10 protein-coding genes and 1 pseudogene are annotated in these 15,307 nt (G+C 72.0%); all 11 read left to right on the top strand.

The genetic code is table 11. From position 1 onward, the window contains the following. Positions 1-109 precede the first annotated feature (109 nt). Positions 110-808 (top strand): annotated as a pseudogene (locus ABT245_RS31400) (GntR family transcriptional regulator). A 621-nt stretch (positions 809-1,429) separates the two neighbouring features. Continuing rightward, positions 1,430-2,611: an ROK family protein gene (locus tag ABT245_RS31395; RefSeq protein ID WP_351740049.1), complete on the top strand. Its 1,182-nt coding sequence runs from the start codon at positions 1,430-1,432 to the stop codon at positions 2,609-2,611. 257 nt (positions 2,612-2,868) lie between these two features. Continuing rightward, complete coding sequence (locus ABT245_RS31390) at positions 2,869-4,386, top strand: sugar ABC transporter ATP-binding protein (protein WP_351740046.1); 1,518 nt, start codon at positions 2,869-2,871, stop codon at positions 4,384-4,386. Next, entirely contained in the window at positions 4,383-5,402 is a 1,020-nt protein-coding gene (locus ABT245_RS31385; RefSeq protein ID WP_351740044.1) for an ABC transporter permease, read from the top strand. The genes ABT245_RS31390 and ABT245_RS31385 overlap by 4 nt, the downstream gene beginning before the upstream one ends. A 17-nt stretch (positions 5,403-5,419) precedes the next feature. After that, positions 5,420-6,478: a substrate-binding domain-containing protein gene (locus tag ABT245_RS31380; protein WP_351740042.1), complete on the top strand. Its 1,059-nt coding sequence runs from the start codon at positions 5,420-5,422 to the stop codon at positions 6,476-6,478. 70 nt (positions 6,479-6,548) lie between these two features. Next, entirely contained in the window at positions 6,549-7,757 is a 1,209-nt protein-coding gene (locus ABT245_RS31375; RefSeq protein WP_351740040.1) for a Gfo/Idh/MocA family protein, read from the top strand. Between the two features lie 13 nt (positions 7,758-7,770). Then, entirely contained in the window at positions 7,771-8,769 is a 999-nt protein-coding gene (locus ABT245_RS31370) for a sugar phosphate isomerase/epimerase family protein (protein ID WP_351740038.1), read from the top strand. A gap of 414 nt (positions 8,770-9,183) precedes the next feature. Further along, a complete protein-coding gene (locus ABT245_RS31365) occupies positions 9,184-11,685 on the top strand; it encodes a PQQ-dependent sugar dehydrogenase (protein WP_351740035.1) in 2,502 nt (833 codons plus the stop codon). A 12-nt stretch (positions 11,686-11,697) separates the two neighbouring features. After that, positions 11,698-13,026, top strand: a complete 1,329-nt coding sequence (locus tag ABT245_RS31360; RefSeq protein WP_351740032.1) for a ThuA domain-containing protein — start codon at positions 11,698-11,700, stop codon at positions 13,024-13,026. 86 nt (positions 13,027-13,112) lie between these two features. Next, entirely contained in the window at positions 13,113-14,273 is a 1,161-nt protein-coding gene (locus ABT245_RS31355) for an inositol-3-phosphate synthase (protein ID WP_351740030.1), read from the top strand. A gap of 578 nt (positions 14,274-14,851) precedes the next feature. Continuing rightward, a partial coding sequence (locus ABT245_RS31350) for a UbiA family prenyltransferase (protein ID WP_351740187.1) occupies positions 14,852-15,307 on the top strand: 456 nt, incomplete at its 3' end.

Genomic DNA, 15,307 nt, shown 5'->3' with positions numbered 1-15,307 from the left:
CCTTGGGCATCGGCGTGTCGTAGACCGTAGACGAACGACAATCGATACTGGGCTCGGAGCGCGCACGAGCCATCGGCTGCCGTGCACGGCCCTGCCCAGTGGGACCGCGATGCTGTCGACCGGACTGCCACCGGGGGCCGTGCCCAAGCCGGCCCGGCCCGCTGCGCGACCGTGTCTACGAGGCGCTGCTCGAACTCATCACCACGCGCGCGCTGCGGCCCGGCCGGCACCTCGTCGAGAGCGAACTCGCCGGGCACCTCGGGGTGTTCCCGGCAACCCGTGCGGGAGGCGTTGCAGCGGCTCAGCACCGAGGGCTGGGTGGATCTGCGGCCGGCCCAGGGGGGCGTTCGTGCACGAGCCGACGGACGACGAGGCCGATCAGCTGCCCACCGTGCGGACGCTGCTGGAGGCGGAGGCGGAGGCGGAGGCGGAGGCGGAGGCGGCGCGGCTCGCCGCGGCGAACGCGGGCAGCGCGGGGATCGCGGTGCTCAAGGAACTGTGCGCGCAGGGGGAGAAGGCCGTGGCCGCGGACGACGTGGACGGTGCGGTGGCGCTGAACGCGGCCTTCCACGCCAAGATCTCGGAGCTGGCGGGCAACGCGGTCCTCGCGGAGCCGGCCGGGCAGGTCGACCGGGGGGTGCGCTGGTACTACACGCCGGTGGCCCGCCGGCGCGCCCGGCAGTCCTGGGTGCAGCACCGCGCCCTGATCGCGGCGGTGGCCGGCCACGACGAAGCGCTCGCGACGCAACTGATGCGCGAACACACGGAACACACCCGGCACTCCTACCAGGCCCGCACAACACCCTGACCTGGCAACGGGGTTCCGCGCACGGTGTACGGGCGGTGCTGCGCGAGGCCGGGCGGGTTTGTTCGGTTGGGTGAGGGTGGGGCTGGGGTGCGGGTGTGGTGTGCGGGCTGGCCCGCGGAGGTGTTGGCCGGTTGAGTCGGCGCTGCGGCGGGCCTCCGGCCGCGCACCGATGGCGGCTCCTGCCGACCGGCTGATCCCGGGCGCCCGTAGCCCGGCTCGGGTGCGGGCCGCCGCGGCCCGGCCGGTCGGGTCCGTGGCGCTGGTGGAACTTCATCGGGCGGACCCCGGCCGGTCGACCCGCTCCGAGCGGTCAGCCCGGGTGCCATGGTGGTCCGGTGCGGCGGTGCGGCGGTGCGGCGGTGCGGCGGTGCGGCGGTGCGTTGGTCATGGGGCTTGCTTCACCGGTGGGGTGGCTGCGCCGGGGGTGGGCTTTGTTGTAGGGGTTTCTTGAGGTTTGTAACGGTTGCCTCGCCGGAGGCGGCGGGTCTTTGTCCTGTGAGAGGAGAAAGTTCGCGGGAATCAGTGCACAGCTTCTTCCCAGCTTCGGCGGTGACTGCTACGTTCCCCTCGAAAGACACACCCGGATGGCCGAGTTGAGGCGGGGAGGGGCTCGTGAGACGCATGACCGCACGACCCGCGAACGCCCATCAGGCCAGGTTGCTCAAGCTGTTGCGCGACCAAGGCCCCAACTCCCGTGCACAGCTGGGCGAGCAGATCGACCTCTCGCGGTCCAAGCTGGCCGTGGAGGTGGACCGGCTGCTGGAGACCGGGCTCGCGGTCGCCGACGGCCTCGCCGCCTCCCGCGGCGGACGCCGGTCCCACAACATCCGGCTCGCCCCCAACCTCCGGTTCCTCGGCGTCGACATCGGCGCGACCTCGGTCGACGTCGCCGTCACCAACGCCGAACTGGAGGTGCTGGGACACCTCAACCAGCCCATGGACGTACGCGAGGGGCCCGTCGCGGTCTTCGAGCAAGTCCTCGCCATGGCAGCGAAGTTGCGGGCCTCGGGGCTCGCGGAGGGCTTCGACGGCGCCGGTATCGGCGTTCCGGGCCCCGTCCGCTTCCCCGAGGGCGTCCCGGTCGCCCCGCCGATCATGCCGGGCTGGGACGGCTTCCCGGTGCGGGAGGCGCTCAGCCAGGAACTCGGCTGCCCGGTCATGGTCGACAACGACGTGAACCTGATGGCGATGGGGGAGCGGCACGCGGGCGTCGCGCGTTCCGTGGGCGACTTTCTCTGCGTCAAGATCGGTACCGGCATCGGCTGTGGCATCGTCGCCGGCGGTGAGGTCCACCGCGGGGTGACGGGCAGCGCGGGCGACATCGGGCACATCCAGGCGGTGCCCGACGGCCGGCCGTGCGCCTGCGGCAACCGGGGCTGCCTGGAAGCCCACTTCAGCGGGGCGGCACTCGCCCGCGACGCACTGGAAGCGGCCCAACAGGGTCTGTCGGCGGAACTCGCGGGGCGGCTCGCGGCGAACGGCACCCTGACGGGTGTCGATGTCGCCGCCGCTGCTGCCGCGGGCGACGCCATCGCGCTCGGCCTGATCCGCGAGGGCGGCAACCACGTCGGTCAGGTCATCGCCGGACTCGTCTCCTTCTTCAACCCCGGCCTGGTGGTGATCGGCGGTGGGGTGACCGGCCTCGGCCACACCCTGCTCGCCGCGATCCGCACCCAGGTCTACCGCCAGTCACTGCCGCTGGCCACCGGCAATCTGCCCATCGTCCTAGGGGAGTTGGGCCAGAACGCCGGAGTCATCGGCGCGGCCCGACTGATCAGCGACCACCTGTTCTCACCCGCGTAGCCGACTCGCGCACCACCCTCTTCTCCGCACCGCCCTCTTCTTCGCAGCACCTTCTTTTGCGCACCCCGCTCTTCCGCGCACCCCGCTCTTCCGCGCACCCCGCTCTTCCGTGCACCACTCTCTCTTCTTCGCAGCACCTTCTTCCGCGCACCACCCGGCACGGCGCCCCGCGCTGCCCCGCCCTGCTCCCACGCGCCTGCGTACGCAGGTGACCCCGCCCTGACTCCGGCCCCGCACGCCCGCCGAGGGGAACCCACATGGCACCAGAACCACCGCTGCTCAGCATGTCCGGCATCACCAAGTCGTTCCCCGGCGTCCGGGCCCTCGACGGCGTCGACCTTGACGTCCAGGCCGGTGAAGTGCACTGCCTGCTCGGCCAGAACGGGGCCGGCAAATCCACCCTGATCAAGGTGCTGGCGGGTGCCCACCAGCCGGACAGCGGCACCATCGACTGGCGCGGCGAGGCGGTCACGCTCCGCTCGCCCATCGCCGCCATGCGCCTCGGCATCGCCACCATCTACCAGGAACTCGACCTGGTGGAGCACCTGTCGGTGGCCGAGAACGTCCACCTCGGCCATGAGCCGACGGCCGCCGGATTCGTCGTACGCCACAAGGCCGCGCGCGCCTCGGCCGCCCGACTCCTCAAGCGCCTCGGCCATCCGGAGATCGACCCGGCCCAGCTCGTCGGCGAACTGTCCGCGGCCCAGCAGCAGATCGTCTCCATGGCCCGGGCGCTCTCCCACGACGTACGGCTCATCGTCATGGACGAGCCGTCCGCCGCCCTCGACCCGGACGAGGTGGACAACCTGTTCCGCATCGTCGCCGCCCTGACCGCCGACGGCGTGGCGGTCGTCTACATCTCGCACCGCCTGGAGGAGATCCGGCGCATCGGCGACCGGGTGACGGTGCTCAAGGACGGCCGCGCGGTCGCGGGCGGACTGCCCGCGAAGACGACACCGACTCGCGATGTCGTGGCGCTGATGACGGGGCGCAACGTCGAGTACGTCTTCCCCGAGCGGCCCGCCGCCGCGCCCGCCGGCGCCCCCGTCCTGGAGGTCCGCGGGCTGTCCCGGGCGGGCGAGTTCGCACCGCTCGACCTCACCGTACGGGCCGGGGAGATCGTCGGCCTCGCCGGACTCGTCGGCTCGGGCCGCTCCGAGGTGCTGGAGACCGTCTACGGCGCCCGCAAACCCAGCACCGGCCAAGTCCTGGTGGACGGCAGCCCGTTGCGGCCCGGCAGCGTACGCTCCGCGGTCCGCGCCGGACTCGGTCTCGCCCCGGAGGAACGCAAGGCGCAGGCCCTGCTCATGCAGGAGTCCGTCACCCGGAACGTGTCCGTCTCCACCCTCTCCCGCTTCTCGCGCGGCGGCTGGCTCGACCGGCGTGCCGAACTGGGCGCGGCCCGCGCGGCGACCCGCGAACTGTCGCTGCGCCCCGACAACCCCTCCGTGCCCGTGCGCACCCTCTCCGGTGGAAACCAGCAGAAGGCCGTCCTGGCCCGCTGGCTGCTGCGCGGCTGCCGTGTGCTGCTGCTCGACGAGCCGACCCGCGGCGTCGACGTCGGCGCCCGCGCCGAGCTGTACGCGGTCGTGCGCCGGCTGGCCGACGAAGGGCTCGCCGTGCTCCTCGTGTCCAGCGAGGTCCCCGAAGTGCTGGGGCTCGCCGACCGTGTGCTGGTGCTGCGCGAGGGCCACGTCGTACACGAGGCACCCGCCCGCGAACTGGACGAACACCGCGTACTCGACCTCGTCATGGAAGGAAGCCCGGCGTCATGACGCAGCACGCCTCCCCGCCGCGGGACAGCACCGACAAGGTGCAGCCGATCGGCCCCCTGCCCGCCTGGCGCTCCCTCGTGGCCCGCGCCGACGTCCGCACCCTCTCGCTGCTCGGCGTGCTGCTCGCGCTCGTCGTGGTCGGCGGCATCACCAAACCGGACGAGTTCCTCGACACCCGCAACCTCCAACTGGTCCTCACCCAGGCCTCGGTGATCGGCGTCGTCACGGTCGGCATGACCTTCGTCATCACCTCCGGCGGCATCGACCTGTCGGTCGGCGCCATCGTCGCCCTCGCCTCGGTGTGGGCGACGACGGTGGCCACCCAGGACTTCGGCTTCGCCGGCATTCTGTTCACCGCGGTGCTCGTCGGCGTGGGCTGCGGGCTGGTCAACGGCGTACTCATCGCCTACGGCAGCTTGGTCCCGTTCATCGCCACCCTCGCGATGCTGGCCTCGGCGCGCGGCCTCGCCCTGCAGATCACCGACGGCAAGACGCAGATCGTGACCGTCGACGGCATCCTCGAACTGGGCGAGCGCGACTCCTATGTGCTCGGCATCCCGCCGCTCGTCCTGGTCTTCGCGGTCGTGACGATCATCGGCTGGCTCGTGCTCAACCGGACCACCTTCGGCCGCCGCACGGTCGCCGTCGGCGGCAACGCGGAGGCCGCCCGGCTCGCCGGCATCGACGTGCGCCGCCAGCGGCTCTACCTCTATCTGCTGTCCGGACTGTGCTGCGGCATCGCAGCCTTCCTGCTGATCATCCTGTCCGGCTCGGGCCAGAACACCAACGGCAATCTGTACGAACTCGACGCCATCGCGGCCGCGATCATCGGTGGAACCCTGCTCAGCGGGGGCCGCGGCACCATCACCGGCTCCGTGCTCGGTGTCCTGATCTTCACCACGATCACCAACATCTTCGCCCTGAACAACCTGCAGAGCGACGTCCAGCAGATCGCCAAGGGCGCGATCATCGTCGCCGCCGTGCTGGTCCAGCGCCGTACCGCGAGCACGACCTGAGGAAAGGGTTCACCGCCATGTCACAGCTCACCAGCCGCAGAGGACTGCTCTTCGGGACCGCCGCGGTCTCCGCCGGCGCCCTGCTCACCGCTTGCACGAGCAACGAGAGCACCGAGAACGGCGGGGCCGACGACGAGAAGCCCGCCGCGAACGACCGGCCGGCCGCCGACGACAAGCCCGGCAAGCAGGTCACCATCGGGTTCGCCGGACCCCAGGCCGACCACGGCTGGCTCAACGCGATCAACGAGAACGCCGAGGGCCGCGCCAAGAAGTACTCGGACGTCACCCTGGAGATCACCGAGGGCTCCAACGACACCGCCGCGCAGATAGGCCAGATCGAGACCCTGATCAACAAGAAGGTCGACGTGCTGGTCATCCTGCCCGCCGACGGCAAGGCCCTCACCCAGGTCGGTCTGAAGGCGATGCGCGCCGGCATCCCGGTGATCAACCTGGACCGGATCTTCAACACCCCGCAGGCCTACCGCTGCTGGATCGGCGGCGACAACTACGGCATGGGCTTCAACGCGGGCAGCTACATCGGCGAGAAGCTGAAGGACAAGTCGGACGCCCGCGTCGTGGAACTGGCCGGCATCGACAACCTGGAGCTGACCAAGCAGCGCACCCAGGGCTTCGACGACGCGCTCAAGAACTACCCGAACATCAAGAAGGTCGCCCGGCAGGCGGCCGACTTCACCGTCGAGTCGGGACAGGCCAAGATGTCCCAGCTGCTCCAGGCCCAGTCGAAGATCGACGCCGTCTGGAACCACGACGACGACCAGGGCGTGGGCGCGCTGCGCGCCATCGAACAGGCCGGCCGCGACGAGTTCCTGATGGTCGGCGGGGCCGGTGCGCTCTCCGCCTTCCAGGCCATCAAGCAGGACAACGGCGTGCTGAAGGCGACCGTGCTCTACCCGCCGACCATGGCCGCCTCGGCGATCGACCTGGCGCGCGCCCTCGGACAGAGCAAGGGCATCGGCGGTCTCGCCGAGTACGAGATCCCGTCGTCGATCACGCTGTACTCGGCCGTCGTCGACAAGGACAACGTCGACCAGTACATGTCCACGGGCTTCCGCTGACCGGTGCCGCCCCGCACCCCCACGGCGCCACCGCGGCGCCGGACATGACGAGGACCAGGAGGACTTCCGTATGGGACAGCCGCAGCAGACGGACGGGCCGGAGGCGGCACTGCCACCGATCCGCGTCGGCATGGTCGGATACGCCTTCATGGGCGCCGCCCACTCCCAGGGCTGGCGCACCGTGGGCCGGGTCTTCGACCTGCCCCGACGGCCGGTCCTGGCCGCGATCTGCGGCCGGGACGGCGCCGCGGTCCGGGCGGCGGCGGACCGGCACGGCTGGGCGGCGGCCGAGACCGACTGGCGTGCGCTGATCGCCCGGGACGACATCGACCTCGTCGACATCTGCACCCCCGGGGACAGCCACGCCGAGATCGCCCTCGCCGCCCTGGCCGCCGGCAAGCATGTGCTGTGCGAGAAGCCCCTCGCCAACACCGTCGAGGAGGCCACCGCGATGACCCGCGCGGCCGAGCAGGCCAAGGCCCGCGGCCAGGTGGCGATGGTCGGCTTCAACTACCGGCGGCTGCCCGCCACGGCGCTCGCCCGGCGCATGGTCGCCGACGGCCGGATCGGCACCCTGCGGCACGTCCGGGTCAGCTACCTCCAGGACTGGCTGGTCGACCCGGCGTTCCCGCTCACCTGGCGGCTGCGCAAGGAACACGCGGGATCCGGCTCGCTCGGCGACCTCGGCGCGCACATCGTCGACCTCGCCCAGTACCTGGCGGGCGAACGGCTGGCCGGGGTCTCCGCGCTCACCGAGACCTTCGTACGGCAGCGGCCGCTGCCCGCCGGCCCGAGCAGCGGCCTGGCCGCGGTGTCGGCCGCCGGCACCGGAGAGGTCACCGTCGACGACGCCGCCCTGTTCACCGGCCGCTTCGCCTCCGGCGCGCTGGCCTCCTTCGAGGCCACCCGGTACGCGACCGGACGCAAGAACGCGCTGCGCATCGAACTCAACGGCGAACGCGGCTCGCTCGCCTTCGACCTGGAGCGGCTGAACGAGCTGTCCTACCACGACGGCACCGAACCCCGGACGCACGCCGGCTTCCGCCGCATCCTGGTCACCGAACCCGACCACCCCTACCTGGAGGGCTGGTGGCCCCCGGGCCACGGCCTCGGCTACGAGCACAGCTTCGTCCACCAGGCCCGCGATCTGCTGCTCGCCATCGCCGAGGGCAGCGCCCCCGAACCCTCCTTCGCCGACGGACTACAGGTCCAGCGTGTGCTCGCCGCGGTGGAGGAGAGCGCCGAGAAGAACTCCGTCTACACGCCCGTCGCGGCCTGAGGAGGCCCCGCCAATGCCGCGCAGTTTCACGCTCTTCACCGGTCAGTGGGCCGACCTTCCCCTGGAGGAGGTCTGCCGCCTCGCCCGCGACTTCGGCTACGACGGACTCGAACTCGCCTGCTGGGGCGACCACTTCGAGGTCGACAAGGCCCTCGCCGACCCCTCCTACGTGAAGTCACGGCACCAACTCCTCGACGGCTACGGCCTCAAGTGCTGGGCCATCTCCAACCACCTGGTCGGACAGGCCGTCTGCGACGCCATCATCGACGAGCGGCACGAGGCGATCCTGCCCGCCCGGATCTGGGGCGACGGCGAGGCGGAGGGCGTACGCCGGCGGGCCGCCGCCGAGATCGCCGACACCGCGCGCGCCGCGGCGGCCTTCGGCGTGGACACCGTCATCGGCTTCACCGGCTCCGCCATCTGGCATCTGGTCGCCATGTTCCCGCCCGCGCCCGAGGCGATGATCGACCGCGGCTACCAGGACTTCGCCGACCGCTGGAACCCCATCCTGGACGTCTTCGACACGGAGGGCGTCCGCTTCGCGCACGAGGTCCATCCCAGCGAGATCGCCTACGACTACTGGACCACCCAGCGCGCCCTGGCCGCCGTCGGCAACCGGCCCGCCTTCGGCCTCAACTTCGACCCCTCCCACTTCGTCTGGCAGGACCTCGACCCGGTCGGCTTCCTGTGGGACTTCCGGGACCGGATCTACCACGTCGACTGCAAGGAGGCCCGCAAGCGCCTCGACGGCCGCAACGGCCGTCTCGGCTCCCATCTGCCCTGGGGCGACCCGCGCCGCGGCTGGGACTTCGTGTCCGCCGGGCACGGCGACGTCCCCTGGGAGGACGTCTTCCGGATGCTGCGGTCCATCGACTACCGGGGGCCCGTCTCCGTGGAGTGGGAGGACGCCGGCATGGACCGGCTCCAGGGCGCCCCGGAGGCGCTGACCCGCCTCAAGGCCTTCGACTTCGAACCGCCTGCGGCCTCCTTCGACGCGGCGTTCGGTAAATAGCGCTCCGCGGGACGCTCCGCTGGACGGGCCGAGTTGTGTCGTCGGTCGTCCGCGGCGCCGTTGTGGCCGGTCGCGCAGTTCCTCGCGTCCCTTGTGGGGGCCGGCGCTGGTCGGTCGTCTGCGGCTTCGTTGTGGCTGGTCGCGCAGTTCCTCGCGTCCCTTGTGGGGGCCGGCGCTGGTCGGTTGTCCGCGGCGCCGTTGTGGCTGGTCGCGCAGTTCCTCGCGTCCCTTGTGGGGGCCGGCGCTGGTCGGTCGTCTGCGGCTTCGTTGTGGCTGGTCGCGCAGTTCCTCGCGTCCCTTCTAGGGGCGCGGGCACCGGCCCACCATCTGTCACTTCTCCGTTCTTCCGGGATGACGGCGCATCCCGGCGTACCGCACCCGCCCCGTACAACCAGCCCCTTTCTGGAGGCATTCGTGCACGGGAACCACCGCACCACCCGCACCCGCGGAAACGAGACCCACAGACGACGCCGATTCAGCAAGGCGGTTGCCCTGCTGAGCGGGGCGCTGCTCGCGGGCGCCACCCTCAGTCTCACCGCCCCGCAGGCCGGCGCAGCCGTCGCCGACCCGGCAGCCGCGGCGGCCGAGGACTTCCAGCAGGTCACCCTCGCCAAGGGAGCGGCGGAGGTCGGCGAGCCGATGTCGCTCGCCGTCCTGCCGGACCGCTCCGTGCTGCACACCTCGCGCGACGGCACGCTGCGCCTCACCGACGCCGCCGGCAACACCGAGATCGCCGGCAAGCTCGACGTCTACTCGCACGACGAGGAGGGACTCCAGGGCGTCGGCGTCGACCCCGGCTTCAGCGACAACCGTTTCATCTACCTCTACTACGCGCCCCCGCTCGACACCCCCGCGGGCGAGGCCCCGGAGACCGGCACGGCCGCCGACTTCGCCCCCTTCGAGGGCGTCAACCGGCTCTCCCGGTTCGTCCTGAACCCGGACGGCACGCTCGACACGGCCAGCGAGAAGCAGATCCTCGACGTCCAGGCATCCCGCGGCCTGTGCTGCCACGTCGGCGGCGACATCGACTTCGACAAGGACGGCAACCTCTACCTGTCGACCGGCGACGACACCAACCCGTTCCAGTCGGACGGCTTCTCGCCCCTCGACGAGCGACCGGACCGCAACCCCGCCTTCGACGCCCGCCGTTCCGCCGGCAACACCAACGACCTGCGCGGCAAGATCCTGCGCATCAAGGTGAACGCCGACGGCTCGTACTCCGTCCCCGACGGCAACCTCTTCGCGCCCGGCACCCCCAAGACGCGCCCCGAGATCTACGCGATGGGCTTCCGCAACCCGTTCCGCTTCAGCGTCGACAAGGAAACCGGCATCCTCTACGTCGGTGACTACGGGCCCGACGCCGGCTTTGCCGACCCCGACCGCGGACCCGCCGGTCAGGTCGAGTTCGACCGGATCACCGGCCCCGGCAACTACGGCTGGCCGCTGTGCATCGGCGACAACCAGGCGTACAAGGAGTACGACTTCGCCACCAAGACGTCCGGCGCCGCCTTCGACTGCGCCGCACCGAAGAACACCTCGCCGCACAACACCGGCCTGATCGATCTGCCGCCGGCCCAGCCCGCCTGGCTCCCGTACGACGGCCCCTCCGTGCCCGAGTTCGGCGACGGATCCGAATCCCCCATGGGCGGACCGGTCTACCACTACGATGCCGCGCTCGACTCGCCCGTGAAGTTCCCGGAGGCCTACGACGGCGACTTCTTCGCCGGTGAGTTCGGCCGCCGCTGGATCAGGCGCATCGCCAGCGACGCGGACGGCACCGTGCAGTCCATCAACCCCGTGCCCTGGACCGGCACCCAGGTGATGGACATGGCCTTCGGACCCGACGGGGCGCTGTACGTCCTCGACTACGGCACCTCCTGGTTCGGCGGCGACGACAACTCCGGCCTGTTCCGCATCGAGAACGCCACCGACGGCCACTCACCGGTGGCCCAGGCGGCGGCGAACCGCACCTCCGGACGGGCACCGCTGAAGGTGACGTTCTCCTCGGCCGGCAGCAGCGACCAGGACGGCGACGCGCTCACCTACAGCTGGGACTTCGGCGACGGCGCCACCGCGACCGGCGCGAGCCCGAGCCACTCCTACCAGAAGAACGGCACCTACACGGCCACGGTGACCGCCAAGGACCCGAGCGGACGCACCGGCAGCGCGAGCGTGCAGATCGTCGTCGGCAACACCGCGCCCTCCATCACCCTCCAACTCCCGAAGGACGGCCAGCTGTTCAGCTTCGGTGACGCCGTCCCGTTCAAGGTGAAGGTCACCGACCCCGAGGACGGCAGGAAGCTCGACTGCTCCAAGGTCACGGTCAACTTCATCCTCGGCCACGACACCCACGGCCACCCGCTGACCTCCGCCAACGGCTGCTCCGGCACCATCCGGACCAGCGCGGACGGCGGCCACGACGAGAACGCCAACATCTTCGGCGTGTTCGACGCCCAGTACACCGACAACGGAGGCGGCGGCCAGGCCGCGCTCACCTCGCACGACCGCAATGTCCTGCAGCCCCGGCACCGCCAGGCCGAGCACTTCGGTGACTCCTCCGGCGTCTCGGTGATCACCAAGACCAGCGCGCACGGCGGCAAGACGGTCGGTGACATCGACAACGGCGACTGGATCTCCTTCACGCCGTACGTACTGTCCGACGCCGAGCAGATCACGGCACGCGTGTCCTCCGGCGGCGCGGGCGGCACCCTTGAGGTCCGCACGGGCTCCCCGACGGGCAAGCTGCTCGGCACGGCGACCGTGCCGGTGACCGGCGGCTGGGACACCTTCCAGGACGTCACCGCCACGCTGTCGAAGGCACCGAGGGGCACCACCACGCTCTACCTGGTCTTCAAGGGGAGCACCGGAGGCGGCGCCCTGTTCGACGTCGACGACTTCGTCTTCACCACGGGCTGAGAGGAGACCGCGATGCGCTCGACCGGCAGACTGACGACCGCCGTCCTCGGGGCGGCCCTCCTCCTCGGCTGCGTGGCGGGACCCGCCTCGTCGCACCCGGCACAGGACAAGCGGGTGCTGGTCTTCTCCAAGACCGCCGGATTCCGGCATGACTCGATCCCCGAAGGGATCGCGGCGGTCAGGGCACTCGGCGCGGACGGCGGATTCGCCGTCGACGCCACGGAGAACGCCGGCGCCTTCACCGCGAAGAACCTGCGGCGCTACGACGCGGTCGTGTTCCTGTCCACGACGGGAGACGTCCTCGACCGCACCCAGCAGCGGGCCTTCGAGGGCTACATCCGGCAGGGCGGCGGCTATGTGGGCGTCCACGCCGCCGCCGACACCGAGTACGACTGGGCGTTCTACGGCGGCCTGGCCGGCGCCTACTTCCAGTCGCACCCGGCGATCCAGCCGGCCACGGTGGACGTGGAGGACCGCGCCCACCCGGCGACCTCGGGCCTGGCACGGACCTGGGAGCGCACCGACGAGTGGTACGACTACCGCTCCAACCCGCGCGAACGGGCCCATGTCCTCGCCTCGCTCGACGAGTCGTCGTACAGCGGCGGCACCATGAACGGCGACCATCCGATCGCCTGGTGCCAGGACTACCGGGGCGGCCGGGCCTTCTACACCGGTGCCGGCCACACCAAGGAGTCCTACGCCGAACCCGCCTTCCGGCAGCACCTGCTGGGCGGCATCCGCTGGGCCATCGGCGACACCCAGGCCGACTGCCGCCCGGAGAACGGCTACCGGCCGCTGTTCGACGGCACCTCCCTGGACGGCTGGCGCCAGGCGGGCCCGGGCTCCTTCACCCTGTCCGAGGACGGCACGCTGACCTCGACCGGCGGCATGGGGATGCTCTGGTACGCCGACCAGAGCTTCGGGGCGTACTCCCTGAAGCTCGACTGGAAGCTGGACGGCGACGACAACTCGGGTGTGTTCGTGGGCTTCCCGCCCTCCGACGACCCTTGGTCGGCCGTGAACAACGGCTATGAGATCCAGATCGACGCCACGGACGCGCCCGAGAAGACCACCGGGTCCGTCTACGGCTTCCAGTCCGCCGACCTGGACAGGCGCGACCGCGCGCTGAACCCGCCGGGGGAGTGGAACACGTACGAGATCCGTGTGGAGGGCGAGCGCCTCCGCATCTGGCTCAACGGCGTGAGGATCAACGATTTCACCAACACCGATCCGGCCCGGAGCCTGCGCGACGGACATGTCGGCGTCCAGAACCACGGAGCCGACGACCAGGTGTCCTTCCGCGACATCCGGATCAAGGAACTGCCCGCCCAGGGCAGGTGAGCGGCGGCGGGCGGGGGACGCCGGACCCCCGCCCGCCGTCTTCGTCCCGTCCTAGCCGGGGTTCGCGCACGACAAGGAGGCTGCCCATGTCCGCGTCCCTTTCCCGAAACCGCGTGGGAGTGTGGCTGATCGGCGCCCGGGGTTCCGTCGCCACCACCGTGGTCGCGGGCTGCGCCGCCGTCGCGGCCGGCCTGCATCCGCCCACCGCAATGGTCACCGAGACACCTCTGTTCGCCGACTGCGGGCTGCCACCCCTCGCCTCGCTCGTCTTCGGCGGGCACGACACGGTCGACTGCCCCCTGCCCAAGCGGGCCGAGCAACTGGCGGCGGGCGGCGTCCTGGCGCACGGCCTGCCCGCCGCGGTCGCGGGCGAACTCGAAGCGGCCGACGCCGAGATCAGGCCCGGCGGCCCGGCCCCGGCAGACACCCGGGACCCCGACGAGGTGATCGCCGGCTTCGCCGCGGACATCTCCGACTTCGTACGGCGGGGCGGACTCGACCGTGCCGTCGTCGTGAACGTGGCATCCACCGAACCCACCGCCACCGGTGATGCCCTGCCGCCCAGTTCGCTGTACGCGGCGGCGGCCCTGCGGGCGGGCTGCCCGTACGTGAACTTCACCCCTTCGACCGGTCTGCACCATCCGGCGCTGGCCGAGGCGGCGGCGAACAGCGGTCTGCCGTACGCGGGCCGCGACGGCAAGACCGGGCAGACCCTGCTCCGTTCGGTCCTCGGCCCGATGTTCGCGCAGCGGGCACTGGCGGTCCGCGCCTGGTCGGGCACCAACCTGCTGGGCGGCGGCGACGGCGCCGCCCTCGCCGACCCGGCGGCGGCCGCCGCCAAGAACGCCGGCAAGGAACGGGTCCTCGCCGACACGCTCGGCGGCACACCGCAGGGCGAGGTGCACATCGACGACGTGCCCGCCCTCGGCGACTGGAAGACCGCCTGGGACCATGTCGCCTTCGACGGCTTCCTCGGCACCCGCATGGTCCTGCAGACCATCTGGCAGGGCTGCGACTCCGCGCTGGCCGCGCCGCTCGTCCTCGACCTGGCCCGGCTGACCGCACGCGCCCACGAGCGCGGCCACACCGGCCCCCTGACCGACCTCGCCTTCTACTTCAAGGACCCCCTGGGCGATGCCCCGTCGTCCCTGGCCGACCAGCACACGGCCCTCAGCCGCTTCGCGGAGCGACTGCGGGACCCGTCGCCCGGGGCGGCCGGGGGACCGGCGGAGGTGCGCGGATGCTGAGGGGCGTGCTGTCGCCGCGCCGACCCATCGCCACGACCCGACCCGGCGGCCCGGCGGCCTGGACTGGTGACGCGCCGGCGTGGATCGGTGGGTCGGTGGTGCGGGCTGGTGGCTTGGTGGCGTGGGTCGGTGGCTTGGTGGTGCGGGCCGGTGGGTCGGCGGCGTGGATCGGTGGGTCGGTGGCGTGGATCGGTGGGTCGGTGGTGCGGGCCAGTCGCTCGGTGGTGCGGGCCGGTGGCCGGATGGCGCGGACTGGTGGCTCGGTGGTGCGGGCTGGTGGGTCGGCGGCGTGGATCGGTGGGTCGGTGGTGCGGATCGGTGGCCGGATGGCGCGGACTGGTGGCCTGGCGGTGCGGGCTGGTGGCCCGGTGGCGTGGTTTGGTGGCTTGGTGGTGCGGGCCGGTGGCCCGGCGGTGGGGGCCGGTGGCTCGGCGGCGCGGAGTGGGCCGGGCGACGAGGACCGGGCGCACCGGCACACCCCGCCGCACACAAGCGACGACAGCGCGGAGCCCAGCACGGGGCATGCGGCCGACACGCCGTCCCGGCCGCGGGGCGATGCCGGTCGGCGGGATTCCTGGCTGTGGGGCGGTGCCGGCCGGTGGGATTCGCAGCTGTGGGGCGGTGTCGGTCGGCGGGATTCGCGGCTGCGGGCCTGGGCCGAACTGCTGCGGTTGCCCGCCCTGTTCACCGTGCCCGGTGACGTGCTGGCCGGGGCCGCCGCGGTGTCGGCGCGCCCCGGGCGCCACACCCTGCTGGCCATCGGCTCCTCCCTGTGCCTGTACGAGGCTGGCATGGCCCTCAACGACTGGGCCGACCGCGCCGAGGACGCCGCCGAGCGCCCGCACCGGCCGCTGCCGTCCGGCCGTATCCGGCCGGCCGCGGCCCTCGCAGCGGCCGGTGTCTGCACCGCGGCGGGCCTGACCCTGGCCGCCCGCGCCGGCCGGCCCGCGCTCACCGTCGCCACCCCGCTCGCGGCCACCGTCTGGGCGTACGACCTGGTCCTCAAGCACACCCCGGCGGGCCCCGCGGCGATG

It is taken from the genome of Streptomyces sp. NPDC001508 (genome assembly GCF_040298665.1).
Lineage (GTDB): Bacteria > Actinomycetota > Actinomycetes > Streptomycetales > Streptomycetaceae > Streptomyces.
Note: the sequence above shows the minus strand (reverse complement) of the source record. Positions and strands in the feature narration are given on the sequence as shown.